Annotated in this window: 14 protein-coding genes; 8 read left to right on the top strand and 6 right to left on the bottom strand. The window is 57.1% G+C overall.

Going from position 1 to position 14,177, the window contains the following annotated elements; translation table 11 throughout:
• Positions 1–7 precede the first annotated feature (7 nt).
• Positions 8–1,000 (bottom strand): D-xylose ABC transporter substrate-binding protein, encoded by a 993-nt coding sequence (gene xylF, locus ET34_RS0111110; protein ID WP_031522051.1) that lies wholly within the window; start codon positions 998–1,000, stop codon positions 8–10.
• A gap of 373 nt (positions 1,001–1,373) precedes the next feature.
• Between xylF and xylA the strand changes: the two genes are divergently transcribed.
• The 4 genes from xylA to ET34_RS0111090 all read left to right on the top strand — a co-directional run bounded on the left by xylA (position 1,374) and on the right by ET34_RS0111090 (position 5,819).
• Positions 1,374–2,696: a xylose isomerase gene (gene xylA, locus ET34_RS0111105; RefSeq protein WP_035891222.1), complete on the top strand. Its 1,323-nt coding sequence runs from the start codon at positions 1,374–1,376 to the stop codon at positions 2,694–2,696.
• Positions 2,697–2,745: 49 nt separating this feature from the next.
• The gene (gene xylB, locus ET34_RS0111100) at positions 2,746–4,200 is read left to right on the top strand and encodes a xylulokinase (RefSeq protein WP_031522047.1); all 1,455 of its coding nucleotides are present in this window, start codon (positions 2,746–2,748) and stop codon (positions 4,198–4,200) included.
• A 162-nt stretch (positions 4,201–4,362) separates the two neighbouring features.
• On the top strand, positions 4,363–4,905 hold the full coding sequence (locus ET34_RS0111095) for a cysteine hydrolase family protein (RefSeq protein ID WP_031522046.1): 543 nt from the start codon (positions 4,363–4,365) through the stop codon (positions 4,903–4,905).
• On the top strand, positions 4,902–5,819 hold the full coding sequence (locus ET34_RS0111090; protein ID WP_031522045.1) for a GlxA family transcriptional regulator: 918 nt from the start codon (positions 4,902–4,904) through the stop codon (positions 5,817–5,819). Before ET34_RS0111095 ends, ET34_RS0111090 begins: the two co-directional genes overlap by 4 nt.
• On the opposite strand, the gene ET34_RS0111085 is transcribed toward ET34_RS0111090, so the two are convergent.
• On the bottom strand, positions 5,812–6,807 hold the full coding sequence (locus tag ET34_RS0111085) for an acyltransferase (protein WP_031522043.1): 996 nt from the start codon (positions 6,805–6,807) through the stop codon (positions 5,812–5,814). The two genes, ET34_RS0111090 and ET34_RS0111085, sit on opposite strands and share 8 nt — an antisense overlap.
• A 189-nt stretch (positions 6,808–6,996) precedes the next feature.
• Between ET34_RS0111085 and ET34_RS0111080 the strand changes: the two genes are divergently transcribed.
• From ET34_RS0111080 to glyS, 3 genes are all read left to right on the top strand, one after another.
• The gene (locus ET34_RS0111080) at positions 6,997–7,311 is read left to right on the top strand and encodes a YsaB family lipoprotein (RefSeq protein WP_035891219.1); all 315 of its coding nucleotides are present in this window, start codon (positions 6,997–6,999) and stop codon (positions 7,309–7,311) included.
• A 116-nt stretch (positions 7,312–7,427) separates the two neighbouring features.
• A complete protein-coding gene (gene glyQ, locus ET34_RS0111075; protein ID WP_031522039.1) occupies positions 7,428–8,339 on the top strand; it encodes a glycine--tRNA ligase subunit alpha in 912 nt (303 codons plus the stop codon).
• 9 nt (positions 8,340–8,348) lie between these two features.
• Positions 8,349–10,418 carry a glycine--tRNA ligase subunit beta gene (gene glyS / locus ET34_RS0111070; protein ID WP_031522037.1) on the top strand — a complete coding sequence of 690 codons (2,070 nt, stop codon included), beginning with the start codon at positions 8,349–8,351 and terminating at the stop codon, positions 10,416–10,418.
• Positions 10,419–10,825: 407 nt separating this feature from the next.
• Here glyS and ET34_RS0111065 read toward each other — a convergent pair whose 3' ends face one another.
• A complete protein-coding gene (locus tag ET34_RS0111065; protein WP_031522035.1) occupies positions 10,826–11,116 on the bottom strand; it encodes an HTH-type transcriptional regulator in 291 nt (96 codons plus the stop codon).
• Between the two features lie 415 nt (positions 11,117–11,531).
• On the opposite strand from ET34_RS0111065, the gene ET34_RS0111060 reads away from it, so the two are divergent.
• A complete protein-coding gene (locus ET34_RS0111060) occupies positions 11,532–12,242 on the top strand; it encodes a DUF3053 domain-containing protein (protein WP_031522034.1) in 711 nt (236 codons plus the stop codon).
• 45 nt (positions 12,243–12,287) lie between these two features.
• Here ET34_RS0111060 and ET34_RS0111055 read toward each other — a convergent pair whose 3' ends face one another.
• The 3 genes from ET34_RS0111055 to ghrB all read right to left on the bottom strand — a co-directional run bounded on the left by ET34_RS0111055 (position 12,288) and on the right by ghrB (position 14,133).
• Positions 12,288–12,689, bottom strand: a complete 402-nt coding sequence (locus ET34_RS0111055; protein ID WP_031522032.1) for a type II toxin-antitoxin system MqsA family antitoxin — start codon at positions 12,687–12,689, stop codon at positions 12,288–12,290.
• Positions 12,690–13,001: a type II toxin-antitoxin system MqsR family toxin gene (locus tag ET34_RS0111050; RefSeq protein ID WP_031522030.1), complete on the bottom strand. Its 312-nt coding sequence runs from the start codon at positions 12,999–13,001 to the stop codon at positions 12,690–12,692.
• 157 nt (positions 13,002–13,158) lie between these two features.
• Entirely contained in the window at positions 13,159–14,133 is a 975-nt protein-coding gene (ghrB, locus tag ET34_RS0111045) for a glyoxylate/hydroxypyruvate reductase GhrB (RefSeq protein ID WP_031522028.1), read from the bottom strand.
• Positions 14,134–14,177: the final 44 nt, after the last annotated feature.

The raw sequence follows: 14,177 nt of genomic DNA, 5'->3' as shown, positions 1-14,177 counted from the left end.
GTACCGGTCAGAGATCGCTTTTCTTATGGAAACCATCCTTAATGACCGTGCTGTCGATATTGGATTTATCCACTTCGACAGGCGTCAGCAGACGGGAGGGAACATCCTTCAGACCGTTGTTCAGCGTGGCGTCAGTCTTCGGTGTTTTATCGTTGCCTAGCTCTACGGCGATGGTTGCCGCCGTGGTCGCCAGTTCGGTGATGGGTTTATAGACCGTCATGGTCTGGGTGCCAGCGATAATACGTTTTACGCCGGCAAGATCGGCATCCTGACCGGAAATCGCAACTTTACCGGCCAGCCCCTGAGCGCTCAGCGCCTGGATTGCGCCCCCTGCGGTCGCATCGTTAGACGCCACCACCGCATCGATATGGTTATTGTTGGCGGTAAGGGCGTTTTCCATGATTTTCAGCGCGTTTTCCGGCAGCCAGCCATCAACCCACTGGTCGCCCACCACTTTAATTTTTCCGCCGTCAATCAGCGGTTTTAACACTTTCATCTGACCGGCGCGGAACAGCTTGGCGTTATTATCCACCGGTGAGCCGCCCATCAGAAAATAATTTCCCTCAGGCACCTTTTCGATCAGGCTTTGCGCCTGTAATTCGCCCACTTTTTCATTATCAAACGAAATATAAAAATCGATATCCGCATTATTAATCATGCGGTCATAGGCCAGTACTTTGATCCCTTCCTGCTTCGCTTCCTTGACGACGTTACTTAATACCTGACCGTTGTAGGGAATTATCACCAGGACATCAACGCCGCGGTTAATCATATTTTCAATTTGCGACATTTGCGTTTCTTCATTGCCATTGGCGGACTGTACAAAAACGTCGGCACCCAGCGACTCCGCCTGTTTGACGAAAATATCCCGATCTTTTTGCCAGCGCTCAAGACGTAAGTCGTCAATAGCCATACCGATTTTAATGTCTTTTGCCTGACCCGCAAAGCTGGTCAGCAATAGTGAGGCGCAAAGCGTGAGGAAAAGTTTCTTTATCTTCATATTGTTAATACCTGTAGTAGGGTGAATTTTTCGGTTTCTGACAAATAAAAAGTAAAGAATGGAGCGAATAACACCGGTGGAATTTTTAACGCGTTACCGCAATGGCGCAATTACAGATTTTTATCCCGGCTTTATGTTTTTTGGTTTATTTCCTGATTTATGACCGCGATCGTATTTTAAAATAAATAAAACAATTATTGCAGCGTGAAGCGGAAGCGCTGCCACAGTAAATAATCCGCGATTTTGCGAGCCAGCGCACGTTTGGGTATTCTCTTAATTGCAGTGTTAAATAACGTAATTGAGCAATGCAGAGTGGATATCCAGAATAATTCCATCAGCTCATAACAATGTTTCCCCGACGATGGAGTTAACTATGCACGCTTATTTCGATCAGCTTGAACGTATACGCTATGAAGGCCCGCAAACAAGCAATCCTCTGGCGTTTCGCCATTACAATCCGGACGAAAAAGTGCTGGGCAAGCGCATGGAAGAGCATCTGCGATTTGCCGCCTGCTACTGGCATACGTTTTGCTGGAATGGCGCGGATATGTTCGGCGTCGGGGCGTTTGAACGCCCGTGGCAACAGGCGGGAGACGCGCTGGGGCTGGCGAAACAGAAAGCCGATGTGGCGTTTGAATTCTTCCACAAGCTGAACGTGCCGTACTACTGCTTCCATGATGTCGATGTCTCGCCGGAAGGCGGCTCGCTGCGCGAATACCAGAACAATTTTGCCCGGATGGTAGACGTGCTGAGCGAAAAACAGCAGCAAAGCGGCGTGAAGCTGCTGTGGGGAACGGCGAACTGCTTCACCAACCCGCGCTATGGCGCAGGCGCGGCGACCAACCCCGACCCGGAGGTTTTTGCCTGGGCTGGCACCCAGGTGGTGAACGCCATGAACGCCACCCATAAACTGGGCGGCGAAAACTACGTGCTGTGGGGCGGGCGTGAAGGGTATGAAACCCTGCTCAACACCGACCTGCGACAGGAGCGCGAGCAGATTGGCCGCTTCATGCAGATGGTGGTTGAGCACAAGCATAAAATTGGTTTTCGCGGCACGCTGCTGATTGAGCCGAAGCCGCAGGAGCCGACCAAGCATCAGTATGATTATGATGTGGCGACGGTGTACGGCTTCCTGAAACAGTTCGGGCTGGAAAAAGAGATCAAACTCAATATCGAAGCAAACCACGCGACGCTGGCGGGCCACTCTTTCCACCATGAAATCGCCACGGCCATCGCGCTGGGTATTTTCGGCTCGGTGGATGCTAACCGCGGCGATATGCAGCTCGGCTGGGATACCGACCAGTTCCCGAACAGCGTTGAGGAGAACGCGCTGGTGCTGTATGAAATCGTCAAAGCGGGCGGGTTCACCACCGGTGGCCTCAACTTCGATGCCAAAGTGCGCCGCCAGAGCACGGATAAGTACGACCTGTTTTACGGGCATATCGGCGCGATGGACACTATGGCGCTGTCCCTGAAAGTGGCTGCGCGTATGATTGAGTCGGGCGAGCTGGATAAACGCGTGGCGAAGCGTTACGCGGGCTGGAACGGCGAGCTGGGTCAGCAAATCCTCAAAGGCCAAATGAGCCTCGCCGAACTGGCACAGTACGCCGGGGAACACAATCTGGCACCGCGCCATCAGAGCGGGCATCAGGAGCTATTAGAGAACCTGGTTAACCACTATCTGTTTGATAAATAAACGCGCAGCGCCACGGCAACCGTGGCGCCTTGATAAGGAGCTTGCCGCTATGTATATCGGCATCGATCTCGGTACCTCGGGCGTAAAAGCGATTTTGCTCAATGAGCAGGGCGAGGTGCTGGCATCCAGTACCGCACCGCTGACGGTGTCGCGTCCGCATCCGCTGTGGTCTGAGCAGGATCCGGAGCAGTGGTGGCAGGCAACGGATCGGGCGATGCGCGCGCTGGGCGCGCAGCACTCGCTGGGTGCGGTGAAAGCGCTGGGGCTGGCCGGGCAGATGCACGGCGCAACGCTGCTTGATCGCCAGCAGCGGGTGCTGCGCCCGGCCATCCTGTGGAACGATGGACGCTGCGCGGAAGAGTGCGCCCTGCTGGAGCAGACGGTGCCTGCCTCCCGTCAGATCACCGGTAACCTGATGATGCCCGGCTTTACTGCACCGAAAATTCTGTGGGTAGCGCGCCATGAGCCAGACGTGTTCCGCCAGCTCGATAAGGTGCTGCTGCCCAAGGACTATCTGCGGCTGCGCATGACCGGCGAATTCGCCAGCGATATGTCCGACGCGGCAGGAACGATGTGGCTGGACGTGGCGCAGCGCGACTGGAGCGATGAAATGCTCGATGCCTGCCGGCTGACGCGCGCCCATATGCCTGCCCTGTTTGAAGGCAGTGAAATCACCGGCGTGCTTAAAGATGACGTCGCGCAGGCGTGGGCGATGCCCGCCGTGCCGGTGGTCGCAGGCGGGGGAGATAATGCGGCGGGCGCCGTGGGCGTCGGTATGGTGGAGAGCGGGCAGGCAATGCTGTCGCTCGGCACCTCGGGGGTCTACTTCGCGGTCAGCGATGGTTTTCGCAGCAAGCCGGAGCAGGCGGTGCACAGCTTCTGCCATGCGCTGCCGAACCGCTGGCATCTGATGTCGGTAATGCTCAGTGCGGCATCCTGCCTCGACTGGGCGGCAAAACTGACCGGTGTGGCGAGCGTACCGGCGCTGCTTGCTGCAGCGCAGCAGGCCGATGACAACGCGGGCGCGGTGTGGTTTTTGCCTTATCTCTCCGGGGAACGCACGCCGCACAACAATCCTGAAGCGAAGGGCGTCTTTTTTGGCCTGACGCATCAGCACGGCCCGGCTGAACTGGCGCGCGCGGTGCTGGAGGGGGTTGGATACGGGCTGGCAGAGGGGATGGATGCGGTTCACGCCTGCGGGGTAAGGCCCGGGAGCGTAACGCTTATCGGCGGCGGGGCGCGCAGCCCTTACTGGCGGCAGATGCTGGCCGATATCAGCGGAATGCCGCTGGATTATCGCACCGGCGGCGATGTCGGGCCGGCGCTGGGGGCCGCACGTCTGGCGCAGGTTGCCCTGTCTCAAGGGCGAGCGCTGAATGAACTGCTACCGCATCTGCCGCTGGAGCAGCAGCACCTACCTGACGCGGCGCGCCGCGAGCGCTATGCCGGGCGACGCGCCACTTTCCGCCAGATTTATCAGCAGCTACTACCGCTGATGGCCTGACCTCAACGCGTCGCTGACCGGCTGGCTCAGCGGCGCGCTCCACGGCTGCGCTTATCCTGGCGTGTCTGTCCTGAAACGCCCGCTTCATGTCCTTTTCTGGTCTTATTCTGGTGGCGAACGCCTGTCAGACTGGGTTATACCCTGTTGATAAGGAGTCCAGAAATGTCCCGTAGCGCCGTGCTTAACATTGATACCCAGTGTTCTTTTTTCCATCGTGACTACTGGCAGGAGACGGATTTTCCGGCATTCCAGCAGGCGCTGACCCGTTTGCTCAGCGGCGCTCAGGCGCGACACATCCCCGTTGTGGATATTTTTCATGTTGAAGACGAAGGGGTGTTCTCCCACGCTTCCGGCTACGTCAAGCCAATGCCGTTTCTGACCCACACGCCAGCAGCGATCTTTGAAAAACACGTGCATAACGCCTTCACCGATACCGGGCTGGATCGCTGGCTGCGACAGCGCGATTGTAATCACCTCATCATCTGCGGTATTCGTACCGAGCAGTGCTGTGAAACTACCGCGCGCGTGGCGTCCGATCTGGGGTATCGGGTGACGTTTGTCACCGAAGCGACCCTGACGTTTCCCATGACCCATCAGAGGATAACCCTGGACGTCAACGCGCTGCGGCATCGCACTGAAACTGTGCTGGCCGGGCGCTTCGCCACGCCGCTTACCGTCTCCGCGTGTCTGGAACTGTTAACATGAAAACTGACGTCTGGTTTGTGATGCTCCCCGGCGTGCTGGCGCTGGATTTGACCGGGCCGGCGGAAGCCTTTGCTCTCGCTGCGAAGCATTTCACGCTGCACTACATCGGACCCGATCCGGAGGTTGCCACCTCGCTGGGCCTGACCATCGGCGGTATCGTTCCGCTGCCGGAGACGTTGCCGCCCGGTAGCCTGCTGGTGCTGCCGGGTGTGACCGACTCAACGCGGCTGTTTGATACCCCGCAGGCGGAGGCGATCCGTCGCTGGCTGACCCGGCTACAGCCTGCGGTGCAACGGGGCGATATCTCGCTGGTATGTATCTGCTCCGGGGCCCTGCTGGCAGCGCGAGCCGGGCTGATGCACGGTGTGCAGTGCACGACGCATCACGATGTACTGGCGCGCCTGAAAGCCGCGGCACCGGGCGCTATCGTGAAAGATAACCGCATTTTTGTCGAAGATAACGGTATCTGGACCAGCGCAGGCATTACGTCTGGTATCGACCTGGCGCTGCACCTGATCCACCGCCTGTGTGGGCCGCGGGTAGCGCTGGAAGTTGCGCGTGAAATGGTGGTCTGGTTCCGCCGTTCGGGGGACGATCCGCAGCTCTCACCCTGGCTGCGCTACCGCAATCACATTCACCCGGCAATTCACCGGGTGCAGGATCTGCTGGCGGCCAACCCGCAGGCGGCGTGGTCGCTTGAGGGGATTGCCGCCTGCGCGCACGTCAGCTCCCGGCATCTGACGCGCCTGTTTCAACAGCATCTGGGCATCAGCGTGCGCGATTATCTGGAGCAGCTGCGGCTGGCGCTGGCAGAGCAGTGTCTGCTGCAGGGCCAGGGCGTTGAGCAGGCAGCCACGACGGCGGGCTTTTCCTCCCCGCGCCAGCTCTACCGCGCGCGACAGCGTGTTAGCTGACGTAGCGGCGGCGGTCGATACGCTGTAATCCCATCGACAGCAGCAGGCTCAGGGTTAGCGTGGCGCCAAATATCCACGCGATATCCAGCAGCGGCCAGGCCTTCAGCTCCAGGCCCCTGGTGCGCAGCGCATGCAGGATAAACGCGTGGAAACCGTAGATGGCCAGCGAGTGACGAGAAATCAGGCTCAGGCCCGGCACCGGGCGCGTATCCAGGGTATTTTTTACCACCACCAGCAGACTCGCGGCGGCGATAAACACCATTGGCCCGCAATAGAGATACCAGGTGTCGGCGAAGTTGCCGCGTGCCAGCAATTCATGATGCGTGCCGCGCGAAATCACCAGTACCGCGCCGGCAAACAGCGCCGCGCATAGCCACGTCAGCCGTCGACGCTGCGTCTCCAGCGTGCCGATCGCACGGCCTAATACCCCGTAAAGCACGTAGTAGAACGTATCGCCGTTAATATAGAGATTCACCGGCAGCCATTCGACCCCGCCGATTTTCTGCGACACGGTGTTGGGGTTCGCAATGATGCCGGTCACCGCCATCAACACCAGCAGCATTATCGGATTCACCTGACGAACCTGAATAAGCGGCGACACCAGATAAATCACGACAATGGCGAAGAAAAACCACAGGTGGTAGAACACCGGCTTCTGGAACAGGTAGCGCAGCGCCAACTCAAGGTTTATCGAGGTAAACAGCCAGATATAAAGCAGCGCCAGCACGCTGTAAAACACCAGACAGAGGCCAATACGCAGGAAATGGCGCGGCTGCGCGCTGCGTTCGCCAAAGAACAAATAGCCTGAAATCATAAAGAACAGCGGCACGCTGACGCGTGAGGCAGAGTTAAGCACGTTGGCCCACTCCCAGTTCGGCATACTGATGCTGCCCGGATTGGTGATGTACCAGGTCGTGGTGTGAATCATCACCACCATCAGGCACGCGATCCCGCGAAGATTATCAATCCAGTAAATTTTTTGCTGCATCAGTGCCTCTGTACCATCCTCAATAGTGCCCGGCGCATGACGTTACGCAGGGCGGGAACGCCTTTAACCAGGATCTGTCTGAGATTTATCGCCTGCGGTTGTCAGCCGCGGCGGCGCTTTACACAATAACTACTCTGTCAGACGGCAGAACGTAATCAGAATAGTGAGTTAACGGAACGATAACAAAAAATGATGATCGCCCCCCTCCGCTGCGGCCTGACGATCCTGCTTGCGTTGAGCAGCCTGACGGGATGCAGTACCCCGGCACCGCAGACGCAGCAGGCAACCGCCACCCCCGGCGTGCCGCCACGACCGTTCCAGATGACGCAGCTGTGCATTGATAAAGCCTCGTACCGCTACAACACCGACCGTCGCGGTATCAGCGTGGTTGATATCGAATCTTTCCAGCGCAGCTATGAACTGCGTGGCTATACCGTGCGGGATGAAGGGTTTACCTGCACTTTCGATGAAAAAAGCGCGTTTTTGCATCTTTCCATGCGCTAAGCGCGCTATTCGGGCGCTTAACCCGGCTTTTGCGCAAGGATTGAGGCTGTATATCTTGCGGTCAACGGGTATACTGACCGCTTCCATTCCCAACCACGTATCCAGCACGAAATATTATGCAAAAGTTTGATACCAGGACCTTCCAGGGCCTTATCCTGACGCTTCAGGATTACTGGGCTCGCCAGGGCTGCACCATTGTTCAACCTTTGGACATGGAAGTGGGCGCCGGCACCTCACACCCAATGACCTGTCTGCGCGCGCTTGGCCCGGAGCCTATTGCAGCAGCCTACGTTCAGCCTTCTCGTCGTCCGACCGACGGTCGCTACGGCGAAAACCCGAACCGTCTTCAGCACTACTACCAGTTCCAGGTGATCATCAAGCCGTCGCCTGAAAACATCCAGGAGCTGTACCTCGGCTCGCTGAAAGAGCTGGGCATGGATCCGACGATTCATGACATTCGCTTCGTGGAAGATAACTGGGAAAACCCAACGCTGGGTGCATGGGGTCTGGGCTGGGAAGTGTGGCTCAACGGGATGGAAGTGACGCAGTTCACCTATTTCCAGCAGGTCGGCGGCCTGGAGTGCAAACCGGTAACCGGCGAGATCACCTACGGTCTTGAGCGCCTTGCCATGTACATTCAGGGCGTAGACAGCGTTTATGACCTGGTCTGGAGCGACGGCCCGCTGGGTAAAACCACCTACGGCGACGTGTTCCACCAGAACGAAGTGGAGCAGTCCACCTACAACTTCGAATACGCCGATGTGGATTTCCTCTTCACCTGCTTCGAGCAGTATGAGAAAGAGGCACAGCAGCTGCTGGCGCTGGAAAACCCGCTGCCGCTGCCGGCCTACGAACGTATTCTGAAAGCAGCCCACAGCTTCAACCTGCTGGATGCCCGCAAGGCGATCTCGGTGACGGAACGTCAGCGTTATATCCTGCGCATCCGCACGCTGACCAAAGCAGTGGCGGAAGCCTATTACGCTTCCCGCGAAGCCCTCGGCTTCCCGATGTGCAACAAGAACAAATAAGAGGCTGCCATGTCTGAAAAAACCTTTCTGGTGGAAATTGGCACTGAAGAGCTGCCACCAAAAGCCCTGCGCAGCCTGGCTGAGTCCTTTGCTGCCAACGTTACCGCTGAACTTGACGCTGCGGGCCTTGCCCACGGTGAGGTGAAGTGGTTTGCCGCGCCGCGCCGTCTGGCGCTGAAAGTCGCAAACCTGGCGGCGTCCCAGCCGGATCGCGAAGTAGAAAAACGTGGCCCGGCGGTTTCTGCGGCCTTTGATGCTGAAGGTAAACCGAGCAAAGCAGCGGAAGGCTGGGCGCGCGGCTGCGGTATCACCGTTGACCAGGCCGACCGTCTGGTGACCGACAAAGGCGAGTGGCTGGTCTATCGCGCGCACGTGAAAGGCGAAAGCGCCCAGACACTGCTGCCGAACATGATTGCCACCTCGCTGGCGAAGCTGCCAATCCCGAAACTGATGCGCTGGGGCGCGTCAGACGTACAGTTTGTGCGTCCGGTACATACCGTGACCCTGCTGCTGGGCGATGCGCTGATCCCGGCCACGATTCTGGGTATTCAGTCCGACCGCGTGATCCGTGGCCACCGCTTTATGGGCGAGCCGGAGTTCACTATCGATAATGCCGATCAGTACCCGCAAATTCTGCTGGAGCGCGGCAAAGTCATCGCCGACTACGAACTGCGCAAAGCTAAAATCAAAGAAGACGCGGAAGCCGCAGCGCGCCAGATTGGCGGTAATGCCGATCTCAGCGACAGCCTGCTGGAAGAGGTCGCGTCGCTGGTGGAGTGGCCGGTGGTGCTGACGGCCACCTTCGAGGAAAAATTCCTCGCGGTGCCGGCGGAAGCGCTGGTCTACACCATGAAGGGCGACCAGAAGTATTTCCCGGTCTACGGCAACGACGGCAAACTGCTGCCGAACTTCATTTTCGTCGCCAACATCGAATCCAAAGATCCGCATCAGATTATCTCTGGTAACGAGAAGGTCGTACGTCCGCGTCTGGCGGATGCGGAGTTCTTCTTCAATACCGACCGTAAAAAACGGCTGGAAGATCATCTGCCGCGTCTGGAAACCGTATTGTTCCAGAAAGAGCTGGGTACCCTGCGCGATAAAACCGACCGTATCCAGGCGCTGGCCGGCTGGATTGCGGGTCAGATTGGGGCGGACGTGAATCATGCCACCCGCGCCGGGCTGCTCTCCAAGTGTGACCTGATGACCAACATGGTGTTCGAGTTCACCGACACCCAGGGCGTGATGGGCATGCACTACGCGCGTCACGACGGCGAAGCCGAAGACGTGGCGGTGGCGCTCAACGAGCAGTACCAGCCGCGCTTTGCGGGTGACGACCTGCCATCCAACCCGGTAGCCTGTGCTGTGGCGATTGCCGATAAGATGGATACCCTGGCGGGGATCTTCGGTATCGGTCAGCATCCGAAAGGGGATAAAGACCCGTTCGCGCTGCGCCGCGCCGCGCTGGGCGTGCTGCGCATCATCGTTGAGAAAAACCTGCCGCTCGATCTGCAGACCCTGACCGAAGAAGCGGTGCGCCTTTACGGTAGCAAACTCAGCAATGCGAACGTTACCGATGACGTCATCGACTTTATGCTGGGCCGCTTCCGCGCCTGGTATCAGGAAGAGGGCTACACCGTGGACACCATCCAGGCGGTGCTGGCGCGTCGTCCGACCCGTCCGGCAGATTTCGATGCGCGCATGAAAGCCGTGTCCCACTTCCGCACTCTGGAAGAAGCGTCTGCGCTGGCTGCGGCCAACAAGCGCGTGTCTAACATCCTCGCGAAGTCGGTTGAAACGCTGAACGATACGGTGCACGCGTCGGTGTTGAAAGACGATGCGGAAATCCGTCTGGCGATGCAGGTGTCAGTGATGCGTGACAAGCTGCAACCGCTGTTCGCGGAAGGACGCTATCAGGATGCGCTGATCGAACTGGCCTCGCTGCGCGAGCCGGTGGATGAGTTCTTCGAGAAGGTGATGGTAAATGCAGAGGATCAGCAGGTGCGTATTAATCGCCTGACCCTGTTGGCTAAGCTGCGCGAGCTGTTCCTGCAGGTGGCGGATATCTCCATCCTGCAGTAACGGCCTGCCACACGAAAAACCCGCGTAATGCGGGTTTTTTTTCGTCGTCATATCCCCGCCGTATTCCTAATCTGGCACCGGGGCGCGTTTAATTGGCCCCTGCTACGGCTTCAACTAATTTTTGTTGGCGGCGCGGCGGGTAAAATAGCCATCGTGTTCAGGTAAACCGCCTTCAGCCAGGGCGGAGCAGATAAAGCAGGGGTAACCCGAAATGCGGCGTCAACAGACCACTGCATCCTGTCTGACAGCTGCTGATATCGTGCCTGACATGACAACTACATAATCAAAAGTTTGCTACAGCAAACGGTCATTTCACTAAGTTCGCCCGCCTCACGGCGGGTTTTTTTTCGCTCAGAAAACGCAAAACCCCGCGCAGGCGGGGTTTCATGAAGAACCGGTACGACAAATTAATCCATTAACTGCTTGCTGAGACGCGGATTCGCCTGAATCAGGCGCATGAGTTTCAGCTCGGTAGAAGAGGGTCTTACACGCTTCGATTCCCACTCTTTCACCATTGACACGCTCACTCCCATCGCACGTGCGAAATCATCTATTTTCAGGCCTGTACTCTTTCGAACCTGTTCGAATTCTGTCAGGGATGCAGGCTTTTGTGTGCGAACAAGCGTATCGGATTCACTTTTAAAAACAATCTGTTCCAGACTACTCAACAACTCAGCTATAGGCTCTTTATATTCCATTGAGAACTCCTCATACCTCACACCGCGGGAACGTGAACAACTAAGAAGCCATTTAAGAATAGTCGGTAAAAAAACGATCACAGGTCACAGCGAAAATAAATTTGATCTAAAACAGCATTTTATGCACAACCAGTGCCTGATCATGCAGATGCGATCGATATAACCGATTGAATAATCAAGAACGAGGCTGCCTGAGAATTTTTTTGTAAATCATCATATAAATGATGCATAAGGATCGGGAAAGATCCTTGGTTCCTCTGAACATCGCCTCACAGGATTGTTAATGATCCGCGCACATGGTGTACGGCGGGAAAAGAGTTGCCTGAAGGGGTATCATGTGAGGCCCCACCTGGACTATTCTTGTGGGCGTTAAAGGCACACGCGTGCCGCCAATACGGTTGAAAGGAGTATAAAAATGGCGACAGGTAAGTCCTGCTCTCGCTGGTTCGCGCCGATTGCGGCGTTGCTGATGGTAGTGAGTCTGAGTGGGTGCTTTGATAAGGAAGGCGATCAGCGCAAAGCGTTTATCGATTTTCTGCAAAATAGCGTGATGCGCAGCGGTGAGCGTCTCCCCACCCTGACTGCCGATCAGAAAAAACAGTTTGGCCCGTTCGTCTCTGATTACGCCATTCTGTACGGCTACTCGCAGCAGCTGAATCAGGCGATGGATGCCGGTATTCGTCCGGTGGTAGAGAGCGTGAACGGTATTCGTGTGCCGCAGGATTACATGACCCAGCGCGACGCGCTGCGTCAGGCGAACGGTTCCCTCAACGTGCTGAGCCAGCAGTTGCAGAGCGCAAAAATGCAGGCCGACAACGCCCGCAGCGGCCTGAAGCAGAATGAAGAACTTAAGCCGGTTTATGATAAGGCTTACGATAAAGTCGTGACCGCGCCGGCCAACGCCATGCAGCCGCTGATCCCGGCCGCGCAGACCTTCACCCAGCAGCTGGTGCAGGTCGGTGATTTTATCGCCCAGCAGGGAACCCAGGTTGGCTTTGTAGCCAACGGCATTCAGTTCCCGACCTCCGAACAGGCGAGCCAGTACAACACGCTGATCGGCCCGCTGGCTGAACAGCACCGCGCCTTTACGCAGGCGTATACTACCGCTACCAACGCGATGCAGTAATCGCGTAAGCGCTGTGAAAAGGGCCGCAAATGCGGCCCTTTTTTATTACAGCGTTTTGACCTCCGCCATCAGCTCGGGGTGCTTATCCAGCAGCTTGAAGAGTTTAATCATTGCCAGTGGCGGCTGCGTTTTGCCGGTTTCATAGCGTGAGAATGCATTAGCCCCACCACCAAAAAGCGCGGCTGCTTCTCGCTGGTCCAGCGCCATTTTTTGCCGTATCCGGGCGATAAATGCCGGATCGATGTGCCGGGCATTTATCGCTTTTTTCGCTTCGCGGATAGCCCGTGCATAGCGATTGCTTTGTTCTTCATCGAGGATGATTTCCCCGCAACAAGGACAATAGTCACCGGTAATAGCGGGCAACAGGCTTTGCTGGCCTTTATAGACCCAGGGAATATCGCGGGTGTCATGAATGAGTTCTGCACCGCCGCAGACCGGACATTTCATTCATAGCTCCTTATAAGAGACGATTAACAGATCGTCTATGACGGTCAGTTTGATATAAAGCGCTGTGTCACCGTCATGACCATGCCAGACGTCCTGCCAAATCCTGTGATCGGCCAGTGTCGTCATGCTTTTATAAAAGTCATCGGGCTGCAGACGCAAAATGACGTCACACATCTGCTGTAGTACCGGCTCGCGATAGCCTGCGGCGAGCGCATGGCGTAGCGCGCTGCCGGTAGTACGAACCTTGCCGTTCAGCACCAGTTGTTTTACTACGTAAAGGCGCGTATGGGGCGTCCATTTTTCATTCACCATACTATCAATCCCCGTCCCTGTTTGGCAAATAGGTTAACAGGCGGGGAACGATTTGCAGATACGCAGGGGCGTGAAACCCTGGAAGCGGACTCGCAGAACAGAAAAGAAAAGGAAAAATTGAGGGTCCGCGGCCAGTGGAGCCCTCGTTAACGCACTGTTATTTCAAAACTTGCGGATTTACGCAGTTTTTCTCCACCTTGCCCTGCAGCGCGTCGATCAGGTTATCCACGGCGCAGGCTGCCATGTTGTAGCGCGTCTCGTGGGTGGCGGAACCGATATGCGGCAGCGCCACCACGTTAGGTAATTTCAGCAGCTCCGAGTCTGCCGGCAACGGTTCCTGCTCGAACACATCCAGCCCGGCGGCATGGATTTCGCCCGATTTGAGCGCCTCAATGAGCGCCTGTTCATCAACCACCGGGCCGCGCCCGGCATTGATGAAAATGGCCGAGTTTTTCATACGCGCAAACTGCGCTTTGCCGAATTTATGGCGCGTTTCCTCGGTCAGCGGCAGCACCACGCAGACAAAGTCGGACTCGGCGAGCAGGGTGTCCAGATCGCAGTAGCGGCCATTGAAGCGCTCTTCCGCTTCACGGTGATGGCTGCGGGCGTTGTACAGCACCGGCATGCTGAAGCCGAAGTGCGCGCGCTGGGCCAGCGCCAGGCCGATACGGCCCATCCCGACGATACCGAGCGTTTTATGGTGCACATCAATGCCGAACCAGTCCGGGCCAATGCTGCCGGTCCACTCGCCGTTTTTCACGCGGTCGGCCACCTCCAGCGCACGGCGGGCGGTGGCGAGCACCAGCGTCATCATGGTATCGGCCACGGTTTCGGTCAGCACGGTGGGGGTATGCATCAGCAAAATGCCACGCTGGTTGAGCGCGTCGACATCAAAGTTGTCGTAGCCCACGGAAACCGTCGAGGTGGCCCGCAGTCCGGGCATTTTTTCCAGCAGCGCGCTATCCACTTTTTCACTCGATCCCAGCAGCCCTTCGGCGCTGGCAAAGGCGTCGGCGTGCTGCGCGACGGTTTCCGGGCTGAGGTCGTCTACCCGGGTGACGGTGAAATGGTGCTCCAGGCGGGCAAGCAGGTCATCTGGCAGCGCTTTGTAGAGGATAACGGACGGCTTCATGCGGTACTCCGTAGATCGATTAAGTGAGAAGAGATAGCGGGGCG

This window comes from Siccibacter colletis (assembly GCF_000696575.1).
Classification (GTDB): Bacteria; Pseudomonadota; Gammaproteobacteria; order Enterobacterales; family Enterobacteriaceae; genus Siccibacter; species Siccibacter colletis.
Note: the sequence above shows the minus strand (reverse complement) of the source record. Positions and strands in the feature narration are given on the sequence as shown.

Coding starts and splice junctions, on each gene's coding strand:
- glyQ (WP_031522039.1), top strand. CDS start 7,428: ATGCAAAAGTTTGATACCAGGACCTTCCAGGGCCTTATCCTGACGCTT.
- ET34_RS0111090 (WP_031522045.1), top strand. CDS start 4,902: ATGAAAACTGACGTCTGGTTTGTGATGCTCCCCGGCGTGCTGGCGCTG.
- xylF (WP_031522051.1), bottom strand. CDS start 1,000: ATGAAGATAAAGAAACTTTTCCTCACGCTTTGCGCCTCACTATTGCTG.
- xylA (WP_035891222.1), top strand. CDS start 1,374: ATGCACGCTTATTTCGATCAGCTTGAACGTATACGCTATGAAGGCCCG.
- ET34_RS0111080 (WP_035891219.1), top strand. CDS start 6,997: ATGATGATCGCCCCCCTCCGCTGCGGCCTGACGATCCTGCTTGCGTTG.
- ET34_RS0111065 (WP_031522035.1), bottom strand. CDS start 11,116: ATGGAATATAAAGAGCCTATAGCTGAGTTGTTGAGTAGTCTGGAACAG.
- ET34_RS0111050 (WP_031522030.1), bottom strand. CDS start 13,001: ATGGTGAATGAAAAATGGACGCCCCATACGCGCCTTTACGTAGTAAAA.
- glyS (WP_031522037.1), top strand. CDS start 8,349: ATGTCTGAAAAAACCTTTCTGGTGGAAATTGGCACTGAAGAGCTGCCA.
- ET34_RS0111095 (WP_031522046.1), top strand. CDS start 4,363: ATGTCCCGTAGCGCCGTGCTTAACATTGATACCCAGTGTTCTTTTTTC.
- ET34_RS0111060 (WP_031522034.1), top strand. CDS start 11,532: ATGGCGACAGGTAAGTCCTGCTCTCGCTGGTTCGCGCCGATTGCGGCG.
- ET34_RS0111055 (WP_031522032.1), bottom strand. CDS start 12,689: ATGAAATGTCCGGTCTGCGGCGGTGCAGAACTCATTCATGACACCCGC.
- ET34_RS0111085 (WP_031522043.1), bottom strand. CDS start 6,807: ATGCAGCAAAAAATTTACTGGATTGATAATCTTCGCGGGATCGCGTGC.
- xylB (WP_031522047.1), top strand. CDS start 2,746: ATGTATATCGGCATCGATCTCGGTACCTCGGGCGTAAAAGCGATTTTG.
- ghrB (WP_031522028.1), bottom strand. CDS start 14,133: ATGAAGCCGTCCGTTATCCTCTACAAAGCGCTGCCAGATGACCTGCTT.